This is a genomic window from Vibrio sp. 10N.237.312.B06, from assembly GCF_041464685.1.
Classification (GTDB): domain Bacteria; phylum Pseudomonadota; class Gammaproteobacteria; order Enterobacterales; family Vibrionaceae; genus Vibrio; species Vibrio tasmaniensis_A.
This window is the reverse complement of sequence record NZ_JBFSPI010000013.1, coordinates 55265-73210: the sequence shown is the minus strand read 5'-3', so window position 1 is coordinate 73210 and position 17946 is coordinate 55265. Positions and strand designations below refer to the sequence as shown.

At 44.9% G+C, this 17946-nt stretch carries 16 protein-coding genes; 12 read left to right on the top strand and 4 right to left on the bottom strand.

The features are described 5' to 3' along the window. Positions 1-541: 541 nt before the first annotated feature. The 3 genes from AB6C75_RS05745 to AB6C75_RS05735 are packed head-to-tail and all read left to right on the top strand — an operon-like array spanning position 542 to position 3264. Positions 542-763, top strand: coding sequence for a FeoA family protein (locus AB6C75_RS05745; protein WP_004734203.1), 222 nt, complete (start codon positions 542-544; stop codon positions 761-763). Next, positions 764-3037 (top strand): Fe(2+) transporter permease subunit FeoB, encoded by a 2274-nt coding sequence (gene feoB, locus AB6C75_RS05740; protein WP_065679333.1) that lies wholly within the window; start codon positions 764-766, stop codon positions 3035-3037. After that, entirely contained in the window at positions 3034-3264 is a 231-nt protein-coding gene (locus tag AB6C75_RS05735) for a FeoC-like transcriptional regulator (protein WP_009847310.1), read from the top strand. The genes feoB and AB6C75_RS05735 overlap by 4 nt, the downstream gene beginning before the upstream one ends. 136 nt (positions 3265-3400) lie before the next feature. Here AB6C75_RS05735 and AB6C75_RS05730 read toward each other — a convergent pair whose 3' ends face one another. After that, a complete protein-coding gene (locus AB6C75_RS05730) occupies positions 3401-3829 on the bottom strand; it encodes an HIT domain-containing protein (RefSeq protein WP_122046050.1) in 429 nt (142 codons plus the stop codon). 287 nt (positions 3830-4116) lie between these two features. Next, a complete protein-coding gene (gene argS / locus AB6C75_RS05725; protein WP_009847308.1) occupies positions 4117-5850 on the bottom strand; it encodes an arginine--tRNA ligase in 1734 nt (577 codons plus the stop codon). Positions 5851-6199: 349 nt separating this feature from the next. Here argS and AB6C75_RS05720 point away from each other — a divergent pair, with 349 nt between their 5' ends. Further along, positions 6200-6796 carry a VOC family protein gene (locus tag AB6C75_RS05720; RefSeq protein WP_371695685.1) on the top strand — a complete coding sequence of 199 codons (597 nt, stop codon included), beginning with the start codon at positions 6200-6202 and terminating at the stop codon, positions 6794-6796. A gap of 297 nt (positions 6797-7093) precedes the next feature. Here AB6C75_RS05720 and purU read toward each other — a convergent pair whose 3' ends face one another. Beyond that, positions 7094-7927, bottom strand: coding sequence for a formyltetrahydrofolate deformylase (purU, locus tag AB6C75_RS05715; protein ID WP_012604522.1), 834 nt, complete (start codon positions 7925-7927; stop codon positions 7094-7096). A gap of 300 nt (positions 7928-8227) precedes the next feature. Between purU and AB6C75_RS05710 the strand changes: the two genes are divergently transcribed. The 8 genes from AB6C75_RS05710 (at position 8228) to rnd (ending at position 16207) form a co-directional block, all read left to right on the top strand. Further along, a complete protein-coding gene (locus AB6C75_RS05710; protein ID WP_009847305.1) occupies positions 8228-8428 on the top strand; it encodes a hypothetical protein in 201 nt (66 codons plus the stop codon). 150 nt (positions 8429-8578) lie between these two features. Further along, entirely contained in the window at positions 8579-10507 is a 1929-nt protein-coding gene (locus AB6C75_RS05705; RefSeq protein ID WP_012604520.1) for an ATP-dependent DNA helicase, read from the top strand. A 59-nt stretch (positions 10508-10566) separates the two neighbouring features. Beyond that, positions 10567-11268: a tRNA (adenosine(37)-N6)-threonylcarbamoyltransferase complex dimerization subunit type 1 TsaB gene (tsaB, locus tag AB6C75_RS05700; RefSeq protein ID WP_372107259.1), complete on the top strand. Its 702-nt coding sequence runs from the start codon at positions 10567-10569 to the stop codon at positions 11266-11268. A gap of 72 nt (positions 11269-11340) precedes the next feature. After that, positions 11341-11646 (top strand): hypothetical protein, encoded by a 306-nt coding sequence (locus tag AB6C75_RS05695; protein ID WP_009847302.1) that lies wholly within the window; start codon positions 11341-11343, stop codon positions 11644-11646. A 39-nt stretch (positions 11647-11685) separates the two neighbouring features. Next, positions 11686-12246, top strand: coding sequence for a Slp family lipoprotein (locus AB6C75_RS05690; protein WP_009847301.1), 561 nt, complete (start codon positions 11686-11688; stop codon positions 12244-12246). A gap of 47 nt (positions 12247-12293) precedes the next feature. Continuing rightward, positions 12294-13145 (top strand): alpha/beta fold hydrolase, encoded by an 852-nt coding sequence (locus AB6C75_RS05685; protein ID WP_372107257.1) that lies wholly within the window; start codon positions 12294-12296, stop codon positions 13143-13145. 106 nt (positions 13146-13251) lie between these two features. Continuing rightward, entirely contained in the window at positions 13252-14946 is a 1695-nt protein-coding gene (gene fadD, locus AB6C75_RS05680; RefSeq protein WP_009847299.1) for a long-chain-fatty-acid--CoA ligase FadD, read from the top strand. A gap of 142 nt (positions 14947-15088) precedes the next feature. Continuing rightward, on the top strand, positions 15089-16207 hold the full coding sequence (rnd, locus tag AB6C75_RS05675; RefSeq protein ID WP_032500282.1) for a ribonuclease D: 1119 nt from the start codon (positions 15089-15091) through the stop codon (positions 16205-16207). A 94-nt stretch (positions 16208-16301) separates the two neighbouring features. Here the strand turns inward: rnd and pfaD are convergent, their stop codons facing one another. Then, on the bottom strand, positions 16302-17939 hold the full coding sequence (pfaD, locus tag AB6C75_RS05670; protein ID WP_372107254.1) for an eicosapentaenoate synthase subunit PfaD: 1638 nt from the start codon (positions 17937-17939) through the stop codon (positions 16302-16304). Positions 17940-17946 lie beyond the last annotated feature (7 nt).

Sequence of the window (17946 nt, the reverse complement as noted above, 5' to 3'; positions counted from 1 at the left end):
GAGATACGAGATACGAGATACGAGATACGAGATACGAGATACGAGATACGAGATATAACGATAGTTGGGTGAGTTTAAAAAGGTTTTTGGGTTAAAACAAAAGGAAGAAAAAAAATATCGTGGTATAGCCGGGGGGACTATACCACGGGTGCCAATGACACCTTCGCTTGCTGCCGGAGTGATATGGCAAGCCACATCACCTCTGGAATAAAATTAAAGAGAAAGAGTTTCTCTTCGATGGAGTAACTATACGGGTAGCGACTTGTTTTGCTTATAAAATTAACGACAGATGACTGTAAGAAAACCGACATTATTATAAGCTGTTGATTATTAGTGTTTTATTGTTTTCTGGTTGACGCGTACTAGTGAGGTAGTCCCCACTAATTGTTGAAAGTGACGTTTTTGACGTAAACGTTTTTAACGAAATTTACGAGAGTGTATTTTCGAAAACATTGATTTCACACAATAGAATTGTGGGTATGTGCGTGTATTATGTCGGTAATAACAATCTTTCTCATTATCAATCTCGAACTGGGTACTTATGAAACTCTCACAACTAGAGCAAGGAAAAGCGGCTTCTATTGTTGCACTTACAGGTTTAACACCAGACGTTAGAAAAAAACTAATGGTTATGGGCATGTTGCCAAAAACCGAGGTGACACTTATCCGTCGTGCACCTATGGGTGATCCGCTTCAAGTTGAAGTGAGAGGTGTTTCTATAGCCATTCGTGAAAGCATTGCAGAACAAATCGAGGTTATCTAAATGGATTATCAAGTTCTTACTGTTGGTAACCCTAATAGTGGTAAAACAACATTATTTAACGCATTAACTGGCGCAAAACAGCACGTTGGTAACTGGGTTGGTGTGACCGTAGAAAAGAAAACCGGTTTATATTCGCACGCTGGTGATCAATTTCAGTTAACGGATTTACCAGGCATTTATGCACTAGACAGTGGCAATGATGCAAACAGTATCGATGAGTCGATTGCATCACGCGCCGTGCTTACTCACCCAGCGGACGTGATCATCAATGTTGTTGATGCTAGCTGTTTGGAAAGAAGCTTATACATGACATTACAATTGCGAGAGTTGGGTCGCCCAATGATCGTTGTATTGAACAAAATGGATGTATTAAAGCGTGAGCGTCAGGTGATTAATCTTAAGGCTCTAGAAAAAGAGCTAGGTTGCCCGGTTCTAAGCTTGTCAGCAAACGATAAAGGGCAAGTGGTTCGTTTTAAAGAGCGTTTGCATAAGCTTCTGGTTCAAGGTGTGAGTCTTGATCCTATCTCTATTGATTACGATGCCGCGTTAGAAGCTCTTATTCCTTCTGTTGAGTCACAATTTGATGATGCTGACGTATCTCACCGAGCGCTAGCGATTCGTGCTTTAGAAAATGATTACTTGGTATTGAATGGTTTGGCCCCACAAACTCGCACTCAAATTGATAGTGTGCGTCTTGGTGCCGATTTCGATATTGATCTTGCTGTTGCTGACGCTAAATACACTTTCTTACATGAACTTTGTAAACGAGTTCGTCGTAGCGAAGGCAAACTGAGCCGTAATTTCACAGAGAAAGCCGATCAATTCATTTTGAATAAATGGGTCGGGATTCCTTTCTTCTTCGTCATCATGTACCTAATGTTTATGTTCTCTATCAATATCGGTAGCGCGTTTATCGACTTCTTCGATATTGGTGTTGGCGCAATATTAGTTGATGGCGGACATCACTTATTAGATGGTCACTTACCGGTTTGGCTAGTCACCGTTCTTGCTGATGGTATTGGTGGCGGTATCCAAACGGTTGCGACCTTTATTCCGGTTATTGCCGCGCTTTACTTATTCTTAGCGGTACTAGAAAGTTCAGGCTACATGGCCCGCGCTGCATTTGTACTGGATAAAGTGATGCAGAAGATTGGCTTACCGGGCAAAGCATTTGTACCACTTGTTCTGGGTTTTGGCTGTAACGTACCTTCTATCATGGCAACTCGTACTCTTGACCAAGAGCGCGAACGTAAACTCGCCGCATCAATGGCACCGTTTATGTCATGTGGTGCTCGTCTACCTGTATACGCACTGTTTGCTGCTGCATTCTTTCCTGGTGCTGGACAAAACGTTGTGTTCGCTCTGTACATCATGGGTATTCTGGCTTCTGTGTTTACGGGCTTGTTCCTTAAAAATACTATCTATCCTGGTAGCAGCGATAGCTTGGTTATGGAAATGCCGGATTACGAATTGCCGACCGTGCAAAACGTGATGCTGAAAACTTGGCAGAAGCTGAAACGTTTCGTGCTTGGCGCAGGTAAAACCATTGTAATGGTTGTGGCAATTCTGAGTTTCTTGAATTCATTAGGTATGGACGGCAGTTTTGGTAACGAAGACAGTGAAAGTTCTGTGCTATCTAAAGCGGCTCAAGTTGTAACTCCAGTGTTCCAACCGATTGGTATTACTGAAGAGAACTGGCCTGCAACGGTTGGTATCATTACCGGTATTTTTGCGAAAGAAGCCGTGGTTGGTACGCTAAATAGCTTATACACTACACCTTCTGATGAAGAAGCGGCTGAGTTTGATCTAGCGGCAAGTTTAGAAGAAGCTGTAATGACCATTCCTGAAAACCTTGCTGGTTTGAGCTATTCAGATCCATTAGGCATTGAAGTTGGTGACTTGTCTGACTCTAGTTCTGTGGCTGCTGATCAAGAGGTTGATACTTCGATCTTTGGTAACTTGAAAGATAAGTTTGTATCAGGCCACGCTGCGTTTGCTTACTTAATCCTAATCTTGCTTTACACACCTTGTGTGGCAGCGATGGGTGCTTATGTTCGTGAATTTGGTCAGACGTTTGCCCGCTTCATCGCAGTTTGGACAATGGCACTTGGTTACTTCGGTGCGACCTTCTATTACCAAGCAGCAAACTTCGCTGTACACCCAGTAAGTAGTGCTGTGTGGATGGTGGCAATTGCTGGTGGTTTTGTGGTGACGTATCGCATCTTCAAGAAAATCGGCAGTAAGCAAAAAGCACTTGAGGTGCAAGTAGTATGATTTTAACTGAACTTCATCAATACATTGATAACGAAGGTGTTGCTGCTCGTAGTGAGCTTGCATCTAAGTTTGGGGTAAGTGAAGACGGTATCGATGCTATGCTGGGAGTGTGGGTCAAGAAAGGCAAGATATCTCGCTTGGTCGACACCAATAAGCATGGCCATACAACACGTATTCGCTACACCATCAGCAAACAAGATGGTTTGTCACTGAATGTGATGATGTAGTTCAGGTCTCATACTCTCGTTGAAAGCGACGAGATTAGACAATAAAAAAGCCGCTCACCTATTTTAGGTGAGCGGCTTTTTGTTATGTGTCTTTTCTGAACTGTCTTGCTTTAAAGCTCAATGAGACCAACTCAAATTACGCCTTCTTGAAGATAGAACTCAGCGACAAAACGTTTTGGATACGAGTATGGATTGCAGCTTGTTCTTCTTCCGTACGCTGCTCACCTTTAGTGTTTCCCCATACTGGTCCTGGCCATGCGATGTCATTTTTGAAACGCGCAATATGGTGAATGTGCAGTTGTGGCACCATGTTACCTAGCGCGCCTAGGTTTAATTTGTCTGGTTGGAATGTCGCTTCTAATGCTTGGCTTACCGCTTGAGACTCAAGCAAGAACTGCTGTTGTTCTTTCATTGGTAGATGGTGCAACTCTTTTAGGTTGGCGCGTTTGGGTACCAAGATAACCCAAGGCACTGCACTGTCTTTGCTTAGCAGCGCCAAGCTTAGTGGAAATTCGCCGATAATCGTGGTGTCTTTTGCTAACTGTGGGTGAAGTTCAAAGCTCATTATTATTATCCATTTCGATTTCTTGAAGTCATACCAATCACAGTAAGTAAATGATCAGAAATAGCGCAGGAAAAAGGTTTGAGAACAAGGCAGATTTTTTTGATAAGTAGTTACTCTACAATCAAAAATTCTAACGCAGTCATCGAGCGTTTTAACCAGCTAGGATGATTAGTTATTTACTACGATTGGTATCAGTATACGTTAGATAAAACAAAAGGTTGATGCTTTCACATCAACCTTTTTAATTTTCTCGAATCTCGAATCTCGAATCTCGAATCTCGAATCGCTTACATGCGCTCTAGAGTTTCGATACCTAGAAGCGACAGGCCTTGCTTGATAGTCTTAGCTGTCAGTGCAGCAAGCTTCAGGCGGCTCTGTTTAACGGTTTCATCTTCAGCCACAAGGATAGGGCATGCTTCGTAGAAGCTAGAGAATTGACCAGCAAGTTCGAACAGGTAGCTACACATGATGTGTGGTTGACCTTCACGAGCAACAGACTGTACCGCTTCTTCAAATTGTAGAAGTTTCGCGATAAGGGCTTTCTCTTTCTCTTCAGTGATTTTGATTTCACCTTCTAGAGAGTCCATAGAAATGCCTGCTTTAGCAAAGATTGAAGCGACACGAGTGTATGCGTACTGCATGTACGGTGCTGTGTTGCCTTCAAATGCCAGCATGTTTTCCCAGTCGAACACGTAATCAGTGGTACGGTGCTTAGAAAGGTCTGCGTATTTAACTGCTGCCATTGCTACTGTGTTCGCAATGGTTTTCTTCTCGTCTTCTGCTAGCTCAGGGTTTTTAGATTCAATCAACTGAGTTGCACGTACTTCCGCTTCGTCCAGAAGGTCAGCAAGACGCACTGTACCGCCAGCACGAGTTTTAAATGGCTTGCCATCTTTACCTAGCATCATGCCGAACGCGTGGTGCTCAAGAGATACAGACTCAGGAACATAACCCGCTTTACGAACGATAGTCCAAGCTTGCATTAGATGTTGGTGCTGACGAGAGTCGATGAAGTAAAGTACGCGGTCTGCGCCCAGTTCTTCAAAACGGTATTTAGCACATGCAATATCGGTGGTGGTGTACAGGAAGCCACCGTCACGTTTTTGCACGATAACGCCCATAGGGTCGCCATCTTTGTTTTTGTATTCGTCTAGGAATACAACTTGTGCGCCGTCAGACTCTTTTGCTAGACCTTGTGTTTGTAGGTCAGAAACGATGTTTGAAAGCATATGGTTGTACATACTTTCACCCATCACATCATCACGTGTCAGTGATACGTTCAGGCGATCGTAGTTACGTTGGTTTTGAACCATGGTTACGTCAACCAGCTTTTTCCACATTTCAGCACAGTATGCGTCGCCACCTTGCAGTTTCACTACGTAGCCACGAGCTTTCACTGCGAATTCTTCGTCTTCGTCGTAAAGCTTTTTAGATTCACGGTAGAACTGTTCAAGATCTGACAGTTCCATTGAAACTTCACCAGTTTCAGCTTGGATGCGCTCAAGGTTTGCGATAAGCATACCGAATTGAGTACCCCAGTCACCAATGTGGTTAGCACGGATAACTTTGTGACCTAAGAACTCAAGTGTACGAACAACAGCATCACCGATGATCGTTGAACGTAAGTGGCCTACGTGCATTTCTTTTGCAACGTTTGGAGCTGAGTAGTCAGCAACAATCGTTTGTGCTTCTGCGGCTGAAACACCAAGGCGAGAGTCAGCAAGCGCTGCGTCTGCTTGTTGTGCCAGGAACGTTTCATCTAGGAAGATGTTTAGGAAACCTGGACCTGCGATTTCAACTTTAGAAGCGATACCGTCTAGGTTTAGAACGTCCAATACTTTTTGAGCAAATTCTCGAGGGTTAGTGCCTAGTCGTTTAGCAACACCCATAATGCCGTTTGCTTGGTAGTCACCAAATTGTGGTTTTGCAGATTGACGGACAGCCGCAGGAGAGCCTGCAGGTGCGCCAGCGGCTTCTAGAGCCTGAGATACTTTGTCATTAATCAGTGCTTGGATATTCACACGCGTTTCCTTCAATTCAAGGATGAATAAGAGTAGCCGTTATTTCGTGGGCATTAAATTTGGCTAATTATGCTTCTAGTTAACGATTTAATGCTGAAATGAACAACAGACTCTGTTTAAGTTCACAAAAATGGCGTTAATCATACCAATTTTGTGGGCTTTCTTATAGGTCGAATTGATAGAAAATTAACATTTCCTGAGGGGTTTTTGACAATCAACTTTGACCAAGCCAAGTTTGTCTATTTAGGAAAGTAAGACACGGTACTTTTTGAGTGTTTTTTGTCAAAGCAGCGCTTGTTGCTGGAAGTAAAACTGATACCATGCTGCCATTATTTGGAGAACATAGACAATGACGATGAGCCTGAAGCAAGCTGAACTAGAACCACAACAAATGATTGCACGCCTTGATACGTTTATGACGAAAATTGAGAACCTCGGAAATGTGCTGGGTTTGGATTTAAGTTTTGCTCAAGCAGATCATATTGCATTAAGAATCAATGAAACTGAGCTTGCGAAATCAGCACATCAAGCATGGTCTGAATACGGCTCTACGATTTCAGAAGCGATGATCAATGGTCGTCCCATTGTGGTGTTGGCTTTCGATAAACCATTGCAAAGCCTTGGCTGGAAGATTGAATGTTTAGAGCTTCCATACCCAGCTGAAGGCAAGATTTACCCGAGCCAAGATTGGGAGCATGTAGAGTTTGTGATTCCTTCTCACGCACAAACGGCCGATGAGTATCTAGCTGATCTTAAAGAAACCTACCCACAGTTTGCCGCTAAGTTTGAAACCTTGGCTGAGCAAGGCGTTAAGATAAAACTCTCTAGCCCGAAAGGCGAGGGTGAACGTTTGAATAATCCAACGGTTGCATTCAAGCATCAAGGGATTTGCATTAAGCTGCATCCACACTCTTTGAAGAAGATTGTTGAGTCAGAACAGGCCTAATTTGATTAGAGAGTGGCTGGGAATAGATTCCTGAACTCACCAAGGCTCGTCGGAATGACGGGGTGTTTGATGGTGTTTGCCGGAGTCTACCTTTAGATGCTGACAGTCTGAGTGTTCGAGGGCGCATGTTAGAGCCTATAGTTATAAGATTCATCACCGAGTTCGTCATTCCCGTAGTCGGAAATCTCATAAAGCTATTCAGATCATCAGATACAAAAAACGCGCAATGGATTAACCCTATTGCGCGTTTTTTATTGGATTTTAACTGGAAGTCTTACCGGAAATCGAACCTCCGACCTACAGAATCACGGTCTTGTTGCCGTAAACAAACACATGATCGTTGATCACTTTGTTTAAAGCCTTGCTCAACACGTTCTTCTCTACATCACGACCCGCTTGTGCCATGTCTTTTGCGCTGAAGTTGTGATCCACTGGGATAACATCTTGCTTGATGATTGGACCTTCATCGAGATCGTTTGTCACAAAGTGCGCCGTTGCACCAATGATCTTCACACCGCGCTCGTAAGCTTGCTGGTATGGCTTAGCACCAATGAATGCTGGCAAGAAACTGTGGTGAATGTTGATGATTTTGTGGTTGTACTTCTCAACAAACCCCGGCGTCAGCACTCGCATGTATTTAGCAAGCACTAGATAGTCCGCCTCATACTGGTCAATGACTTCAAGCATCTTCTTCTCATGTTCTTCACGGTTTAGTCCTTCGTGAGAAACATGGTGGTAAGGGATATCAAAACGCTCGGTTAGGCTTTGCAGTGTATCGTAGTTACCAACTACTGCCGCAATATCAACATCTAAACTGCCATCGAAGTTCTTCATCAGAATATCGCCAAGGCAGTGTGCTTCTTTAGTTACCAGAATCACAACACGCTTACGAGATGAATCAACCAGCTTACGTTTTGTGTTTTCTGGCAGGGCTTGGTCTAAATCGGCGAGTAAGGTTTCGTCATTGAAGTAGCCCTCTAGCTCGGTGCGCATAAAGAAGTGGCCACTTGTGTTATCAACGAACTCATTATTGTGAATAATATTGAGTTGGTGCTTATAACAAATGTTGGTGATCTTTGAGATGAGGCCAGGGGCGTCAGTACAATGTGTTAATAAAGTTTTTCTTTCCATTTGCGTCTTACTTCCATGAATGTTGCACTTATTATATGAAATCGGGATTCTTCAAAATTTAATGCAGGCCGTCGAACGGTGAACTGAGCCGCAGTATCACCGTTATAATTAATCTATTATCAAGTTGGTTTCAACAAATTCTGCTGCTCATTTATCGCATCGATAAATTGTTTTATATAGAAATATCAGTTTTTCGATAGAAAAAAAGGCAGAAGCTTCATTTTTCAAGTTTTGACCGTAGTACGCATTTGAACTTCAACCGAGGCATTGACGCTTTGGCCAAAAATAGAGGTGATACTTATGGATAAAGAGTTACTAGCAAAAAAACTGTACTGCAAACGAGTGAATTCATTAGCGGGAAGTACAGAGTTAGATGGTAATGTTCTAGATGAAATGTGGGAAAGTAAAACCTCACCAACCGATGCAGTGAAAGCCATGCAGCCTTGCGATAATCATTTTGAAGGTGCCCCTTGGTTGTCGCGTTATCTCAGCCGAAAATAATAACGATTCTTTGATTTTTATTTCTTCAATTCTTACCTTCTAGGTAGCTTAACCCGAACCAAACACCTCCGGTGCGAAGTCATTCTTGATTCGCGCCGGCTCACTAAACCTGCCATAATTCTCTTTCTATTTTTCTAAACTTCGTACTCTATGATATCTAAAACGTTTTCTGCTGATGGTGCTTTGGGTAAAGCGATCCCTGGGTTCCAACCTCGACAAGCTCAGCTAGACATGGCTGAAGCGGTTTCACAGGCTATTGAACAACAGAGCCAATTGGTCGTTGAAGCGGGAACGGGGACAGGTAAGACGTTTGCTTATCTAGTTCCAGCACTGCTGAGTGGTAAGAAAACGATCATCAGTACGGGGTCTAAAAACCTTCAAGAACAGCTGTTTCACCGAGATTTACCATTGATGGTCGATGCGCTTGGTTTTTATGGTCAGGTTGCGTTACTCAAAGGCCGTTCAAACTATTTGTGCTTGGACAGGCTCAGTCGTCAAATGATCGAGAGCCATGGCACTCACACCGATCCAACGCTGTTAGCTCAGTTGGTGAAAGTGCGCAGCTGGTCGTCAGCGACTCAAACTGGCGATTTAGGTGACTGTGATGATATTGCTGAAGATAGCCCCGTCATTCCAACCATTACCTCGACTAACGACAACTGCTTAGGCAAAGAGTGCCCAAGCTACACCGATTGCTTTGTGCTGAAGGCGCGTAAAAAAGCGATGGATTCTGATGTTGTTGTAGTGAACCACCACTTGTTCCTCGCGGATTTAGCGATCAAAGAAACCGGGTTTGGTGAGCTGATACCTGAAGCCGATGTGTTTATCTTCGATGAAGCGCACCAACTTCCCGATATCGCTAGCCAATACTTCGGACAATCGGTTTCCAGCCGACAGATCCAAGAGCTAGCCAAGGACATTGAAATTGCTTACCGAACTGAAGCCAAAGACATGCGCCAACTGCAGAAAGTAGGGGATAGGCTCGTTCAATCGTCAGCCGATCTACGCATTGTGCTTGGCGATACGGGCTTTCGCGGTAACTGGCGTGAAGCATTGAAGTCAGAGTCGATTGCGAGAGAGTTAGTTCGCTTACAAGATGCGTTGCAATTGGCCGTTGATGTATTGAAATTAGCATTGGGTCGAAGCCAGTTGTTAGACACGGCTTTTGAACGCGCCACTATGATCAAGTCGCGCATTGAACGTGTATGTGACGTGTCGATTACTGGTTATTCGTATTGGTATGACACCACGCCACGACACTTTGCTTTGCACATCACGCCACTCTCAGTCGCCGACAAATTCCATGAGCAGATTGAGCTAAAACCGGGTGCTTGGGTGTTTACCTCTGCAACTTTGGCGGTGTCGGACGATTTCGACCATTTCACCTCACGGCTTGGGCTAAAACCGTCAGCACAATTTTCACTACCGAGCCCGTTTGATTACCCAAATCAGGCGCGTTTGTGTGTGCCTCGCTATCTACCAGAACCGAATAGCCCGGGCTTAGCGGACAAGCTAGTAAGAATGCTGACCCCTGTGATTGAGCAAAACCAAGGTCGCTGTTTCTTCTTATGTACCTCACACAGCATGATGAAAGAGTTGGGTGAACGGTTCCGCGAAACGCTCTCGGTTCCCGTTCTGCTGCAAGGTGAGACAAGTAAGCAAAAAACCTTAGCAGAATTCATGGAATTAGGTAATGCATTGCTGGTGGCCACTGGTGCTTTCTGGGAAGGCATAGATGTTAGGGGCGATGCATTAAGCTGTGTTATCATCGATAAATTGCCCTTTACAGCCCCTGATGACCCTTTGCTTAAGGCTCGAATTGAAGACTGTAAGTTGAAAGGGGGTGATCCTTTTGCACAAGTACAATTGCCAGACGCAGTGATTACCTTGAAACAAGGTGTCGGTCGATTGATACGTGATAAGCGCGATAATGGCGCTTTGATTATCTGCGACAACCGATTGGTGACTCGCGATTACGGTGGCATATTTTTGGCGAGTTTACCGCCTATCCCACGTACTCGTGACTTAGGGGTCATTAAAGAATTCTTAGCTAAAGACCATTCAACCGCTGCTGAGTAATTAGCATTGTTGAGCTTAGCCATTATTTTTAGATTAGATAACGAATATTTGAGACACAAATGAGCGCGAAAATTCTTGCAGTAGATACCGCAACTGAAAACTGTTCAGTTGCACTAGTAATGGGTGACCAGGTGTTCGCACGTAGCGAAGAGGCACCTCGAGACCATACGAAAAAAATTCTACCTATGGTTGATGAAGTATTGAAAGAAGCGAATGTTGCTTTAACCGATATCGACGCGATCGCGTTTGGCCAAGGCCCGGGCAGTTTCACGGGTGTACGTATTGGCATTGGTATTGCTCAAGGCTTAGCTTTTGGTGCTGATTTGCCGATGATCGGTGTGTCTACACTGGCAGCGATGGCGCAAGGCAGCTACCGTAAATTTGGCGAAACTCATGTTGCAACAGCAATTGATGCTCGCATGAGTGAAGTTTACTGGGCTCGTTACAGCCGTGAAGATGATGGTCGTTGGACTGCGGTCGATGCGGAATGTGTGACGCCTCCAAGCGAATTGGCTGAACAGCTTGAAGCGGATTCTGAGACATGGGCAAAAGTCGGCACCGGTTGGGAAGCGTATGCAGAGCACATGGACACACTAGCGATCAACACCAAAGTGTGTGAAGTGCTATTCCCAGAAGCTCAAGACATGGCGTTCCTTGCTCAATTTGCTTATGCTGAAGGCAAAGCGGTTGCAGCTGAAGAGTCTGAGCCGGTTTACTTACGTGATAAAGTGACTTGGAAAAAACTGCCTGGTCGCGAGTAAATACGTATTACTTTGGCTCTGCAGTTTATTTTGTAGAGCCGTTATTAAAATTAGGTAATAAATTCTTTAAGCATGGTTTCAATCAACGGCTTACCTCCTTCTTCGATAGGCAATACATCTAAAACCAATCGAACCAACAAAAAGAATGAGGTAAAAAAAGGTGATGCAAAGACCTCTGTTGGTCAGCCAACAAAGGTCGCGAATGCTGTCTCGCATTCTATTCGCCAGGTCAAAGAATCTGAAATTCACAAGGCTCAGATTCAATATGATCTTCCAGAAGGGCGCGGACGACGTGCGATGGAGGAGTATATGGATGTGATGAATCAAGCTAAAAAAGAGGAACTTGCAAAGCTAATTGGGGTCGATATTTATATCTAGCTTTGTGTTTTCATTTATCCTGCTCTAAGGAGCTGCATTATGTATTCTCTCATATCTAAATCTCGCTTATTTTTCCTTGTCGCTTTCTCTACGATGGTGATGGGGTGCTCCTCTTTACCTAAAGAACTTAATGCAAACTCAGAACAGGTGGTAACTGACTACCAAGAGTGGGTAAACACACTACCGGATGCCGGTGATGTTCGTTTGGGTGGCGTGATTGCTAAAGTCACTAATCTGAAAGATAAAACGCGTGTTGAAGTGGTGAACTTACCTATCTCTAGTAGTGGTAAGCCTGATATTGATGCCGAACCAAAAGGACGTTTTGTTGGTTACATTGACGGCTATGTTGAACCATTGAGCTTTGCTGAGGGTCGTTTAGTTACTTTAGTTGGCACATCAAATAGCACTGAAGACGGTATGGTTGGTGAATACCCTTACACTTTCCCAGTCATGAATGTCTACAATCAACGTTTATGGCAGATCACTGAAAGAGTGGTTATTAATGACTTTGCGCCAACTTACTACTCTTGCCGCAGTTTACATTGTCGCAGCTTTCAAACCATGCCTAAGTCAGGGCGTGTGATTCAAGATGTGCAATAGTCGAACCTTAACTCGACATACCCAATGACAGGGACACCATACTATCAATGATTGAACAGTCATATTCCCTTGCGAGCGGGACACTTGCAACACAACAGATTGGCAACCCACAAACGACCGTAACGACGGTCGTTTTTATTCATGGCTGGCTAGACAATTCCGCAAGTTTTACTCAGGTCATGCAGCAAGTCTCTAAGCTTTCTTCAGATACTCACTTAGTTGCGATCGATCTTTTTGGGCACGGTTTCTCGTCGCATAAGTCGGGGAGTTACTACCCATTTCACGATTATATTGATGATTTACACCAGCTAGTGACCAAATTATCGCCAAACAGACTGGTACTGGTAGGACATTCACTTGGTGCATTGATAGCAAGTTGCTATAGTGCCGCCTTTCCTGAAAATGTGTCAGGATTAATTCAAATTGAAGGTCACGGACCTCTTTCTGAAGCTCCCCACGAAACAGTCTCTCGCTTGAGGGATGGGGTACTTAGTCGTCTTCGACAGCGAAGAAAGCCTTCACGTCCTCTGGCAAGCCTTGAGGATGCTATTAAGCTGAGAGCTTACGCCAACCAAATTAATGCTGAATTAATCGCTCCTATTGTTGAGCGAGGTATTGTCGAGTTTGAGAACTCTTGGCAATGGCGATGCGACCCTAATCTAAAATGTGACTCGTTATATCGAATGTCACAGGCGCACGCTGAAGCGATTATGGCGGCGATTGAATGCCCTCACTTAATAATCCTAGGAAATGATGGATTCCGACATTTGCAGCATAATCGCTACAAATCAGCGCATAGTCCTCTGAATATAGAGACGATTCCTGGCGGACATCATTGTCATTTAGAGAGCCCAGAGCTAGTTTCAGAGCTAATTCTTGGTGTAGTTAACAAAATTTAAACAAGTGTTTGAGCCTTTTAGTGCTCATGCACTAAAGCTGTGCTGTAATACCGCAATGATAAAAAGCGGCGAAGCAGTCGTCAGCTGATAAACGAGGAGTAACATCGTGGATAAACCTTGGCTTTCACGTTATCCAAGTGACGTACCAGAAACGATCAACCCAGATCAGTACCAATCTCTCATTGAAATGTTTGAACAGTCGGTACAGAAGTTCGCCGACCAACCTGCATTCGAGAACATGGGATCGATTATGACATTCCGTAAGCTTGAAGAGCGCAGTCGTGCTTTTGCTGCTTACTTGCAGAATGATCTAAAACTGAAGAAAGGCGATCGTGTCGCGCTGATGATGCCAAACTTGCTGCAATACCCAATTGCACTGTTTGGTGTACTGCGTGCAGGTATGATTGCTGTGAACGTCAACCCACTGTACACGCCTCGCGAACTTGAACACCAACTGAATGACTCTGGTGCAAAGGCGATTGTTATCGTTTCTAACTTTGCGAGCACACTGGAGAAAGTCGTTGATAAAACTCCGGTTAAACACGTTGTACTCACTAGCCTTGGGCAAATGTTGCCACGAGCGAAAGGTACGATTGTCGACTTCGTAGTGAAATACGTGAAAGGGATGGTGCCTAAGTACGATCTACCGGGTGCCATTTCATTCAGAAAGGCACTTTACAAAGGCCGTCGTCTTCAATATGTGAAGCCGTTTATGGCGGGTGATGACATCGCATTCCTACAGTACACAGGTGGTACAACGGGTGTAGCGAAGGGCGCAATTCTAACGCACCGCAATATGATTGCGAACGTACTTCAAGCGAAAGGGGCATACAGCCCTGTGCTACAAGAAGGCCGTGAATTGGTGGTAACGGCATTGCCGCTTTACCATGTATTTGCATTGACAGTGAACTGCTTACTGTTTGTTGAGATGGGTGGTCGTAACCTTTTGATTACTAACCCTCGTGACATTCCTGGCTTTATTAAAGAATTACAAAAAGTTCCGTTTACCGCGATTACTGGCGTAAACACCTTGTTCAATGCGCTAGTGAATAACGAAGATTTCCACGAGTTGGATTTCAGTAACATGCGTCTGTCTGTTGGCGGTGGTATGGCGGTTCAGCGCGCTGTTGCTGAGCAATGGAAGAAAGCGACAGGTGTCCACCTACTTGAAGGCTATGGTTTAACTGAATGTGCTCCTTTGGTCACAGGTAACCCATACGATCTGAAAGACTACACAGGTGCAATCGGCCTACCAGTACCATCAACAGAAGTTCGTATTGTTGATGATGAAGGTAAAGTGGTTGGCAATGACCAAGTGGGTGAATTGCAGGTCCGTGGTCCTCAAGTGATGCAAGGCTACTGGCAGCGTCCAGAAGCGACCAAAGAAGTGATCGATCAAGACGGTTGGTTATCGACAGGTGACATCGTTAAGTTTGATGACGAAGGCTTGCTGTACATCGTAGACCGTAAGAAAGACATGATTCTAGTGTCGGGCTTCAACGTTTACCCGAACGAGATTGAAGATGTAGTGGCTCTACACGGCAAAGTGTTAGAAGTTGCGGCTATCGGCCAACCTCATGAAGTGTCAGGTGAACTGGTTAAGATTTACGTTGTGAAACGTGACCCGAGCCTAACCAAAGAAGACATTATCGCGCACTGTCGTGAACACCTAACAGGTTACAAGATCCCTAAATTGATTGAGTTCCGTGAAGAACTACCAAAAACCAATGTAGGTAAAATCTTGCGCCGAGTGCTTCGTGAAGAAAACGACGCAGAGCTTGCCAAACGCGCAAGCGAGTAGTGCTCGGGTTTGCGAGAAATTAGCCCTCGAAACCATTCAGGCGCTTAATCTAAGCGAGCGCTGAAAAATGGTGTTAGAATGCCGACAGTTAATGTCGGCATTTTTGTATCCGGCGATCAAAGTAAAATCAGTGAGAGTTTTTGTGGATTATCAAATCATTACCCAAGTGAAAGACCTTGAGCGAGTTTGCCAACAAGCACGTGAAGCCGATGTTGTTATGCTTGATACAGAGTTCGTTCGTACAAGAACCTATTACCCTCAATTAGGCTTAATTCAGTTATTTGATGGTGAAACGCTGTCACTGATTGATCCTATTGCTCTTGATGAAATGACCCCGTTTGTTGGGCTGTTGAAAGACACTTCAGTGCTCAAAGTTTTGCACGCGTGTGGCGAAGATCTAGAAGTGTTCCAGAACGCATTTGGCTGTACGCCAACGCCAATGGTTGATACGCAGATCATGGCAGCCTTCTTAGGTCATGGTCTTTCAACTGGCTTTGCAGCTCTCGTTTCAGAGTTTGTAGGCGTTGACCTAGATAAGAGTGAATCTCGCACCGACTGGCTAGCGCGTCCGCTTTCTCAAAAACAACTCGACTACGCAGCAGCAGACGTTCACTACTTGATGCCAATGTACAACAAGCTTCTAGAAAAAGTGATGGAAGCGGGCTGGTGGGAAGCGGCACAGCAAGAGTCTGATTTACAAGTGGCTAAGCGCATCCGTAAAGCAAACCCAGATAACGCTTACCTTGATATTAAAGGCGCGTGGCAGCTAAAGCCTCAACAGTTAGCGATCTTACGACCTTTAGCCACTTGGCGTCTAAAAGAAGCAATCAAGCGCGATTTAGCGCTGAACTTTGTCTTTAAAGAGCAAGACTTATGGGCAGTAGCGCGTTTTGCGATGAAAGACCCTAAGCACATGGAGCAAGAAGGTTTTGATTACCGCTCTGTACGTCGCCATGGCGCTAAAATCAGTTCAATCGTTAAGTTAGCTGAGCATACGCCAGAAGAAGAATACCCTGCGCCAGTAGAACGTCTAATGGACTACCCAGGTTACAAGCAACTCTTCAAAGTGTTGAAAGATGAAGTGAAAACAGCATCGCAACACAGTGGTTTAGCGACTGAGTTTTTGGCGTCGAAGAAGCAACTTAATCAAGTGTTAAGCTGGATTTGGAAGTACGATCGTAATCCTGAAAAGCTGCCAGATGTTATGCAAGGTTGGCGTTTAGATGTGGTTGGCGAGAAGCTAAATAAAGCGATCAAATAACCAACGACTGCAATGACATTTCGATGATTCAAAGAAAAGCGACCTAATTAAGGTCGCTTTTTTATTTGGTAAAATTTAGCTAGCTACTCGGCACTTAAGCCATTCTTTGCGTCGGCTTCCAGCGTGCTAGTTCCGGATCAAGCTTGATACTTTGTGAGGTCAGCAGGTTAACACGAGCTAAGTACGCAGCACCGTGCATCAGATGCTTAGCAAGATCAACGGCATTACGCTGTTGGTAATCATCTAGATAGCTGTCTTTCGCCCAGGCGTTGAATGCGCCAAGTGCCGGGCCAGCCCATACTTGGTAATCCATTTCACGACCTTGTTCACCGGTGTTTGACCAACGGCTAGAAAGCCCTAAGTACCAACGGAAGATCAACGCCATCTTACGCTTTGGGTTGCCTTCAGCACGTTCAATCTGTTTAGGGTCACGCTCGTTAAAGTGCGCCACAGTTCCCGCCCAAATGTCATCCAGTGTTGAACGGAATACCTGCTTCTCTAGCTTTTGGCGCTCTTCAACTGGAATCGCTTCAATCGAGTCGTAACGTGTGTATAGCTCATACAGTTTGTTGGCACGCATTGGGAACAAGGTGCCACGCTTAACCACTTGCAGTTTCACGCCCATTTCGAACATGTCTGCCGCCGGAGCCATCGTCACGTCAGCCATTTCAGTTGTCGAAAGCAGCTTACGAGTGTGTTCGCTCGCGCCAGCCTCAACACACGCTTGGTTGATTGAACCAGTAACAATGTATGCCGCACCCATGTTAAACGTCGCTAGCGCAGCGTCAGGCGTGCCTACACCACCACCACAGCCAACACGCAGTGGTGTTTTGAACTGGTACTGTGCTTGGATTTGCTCTTTCAGCGCTAGAATCGTTGGTAGCAGTGTTACTAGCGGACGGTTATCCGTGTGACCACCAGAGTCAGCTTCTGCAGTAATGTCATCAGCCATAGGAACTAGCTGTGCTAGTTCCATCTGTTCTGCTGTGATTCGACCTTCATCAACTAGAGCTTGCAGCATTTTAGCTGGAGCTGGTTGCATGAACTTACTCGCGACTTCAGTACGGCTTACCTTAGCAATAACCTTGTTGCCAATCTGAATCTCACCTTGTGCATCGCGGCTAAGGCCAGCGGCACGGTAGTGAACGATTTGCGGTGTTAAACCTAAGAATGCTGAAGCCTCAACGGTTTTCACTTTGTGCTTCAAAAATAGTTCAACACTGCCGCGCTCTAGTGCGGGTTCGCTTGGACTGTGAATCAGGTTAAACGCATAAGGGCCGTTTGGCAGTGCTGCTTGAATACGGTTGATCGCTTGTTCAACGCGAGACGGGATTAAGCCCGCTGCGCCAAATGAACAAAGAATGCCTGCTTGACCAAGCGCAATCACCAACTCTTCAGATGAAATGCCGTTTGCCATTGCGCCTGCATAGTAAGCGTATTTCACGCCGTGGCAGCGACGAAAATCTTCGTCGCCTAGGCTTTGTGTACCAAGAGCAGGAGCAAATGCGCTAACAGGTTGGTTGTTCGCTGAACTTGCTGAATCGCCCGATGTAATCTCTGCTTGTTGGCTAACGCCTAAGCCTTTTTCTGGGTGGTTCACTACGTAACAAGCAAGGCTTAAATCTTTCAAAATTGTCGACATTGCTGCGTTATCAAAGTGAGTTGTGCTCTCTTTAATCTGCCAAGGCCACGGAGATAGCTTTTCGTTATTGATAGTGGTTTGAGTTGTCATAATTATT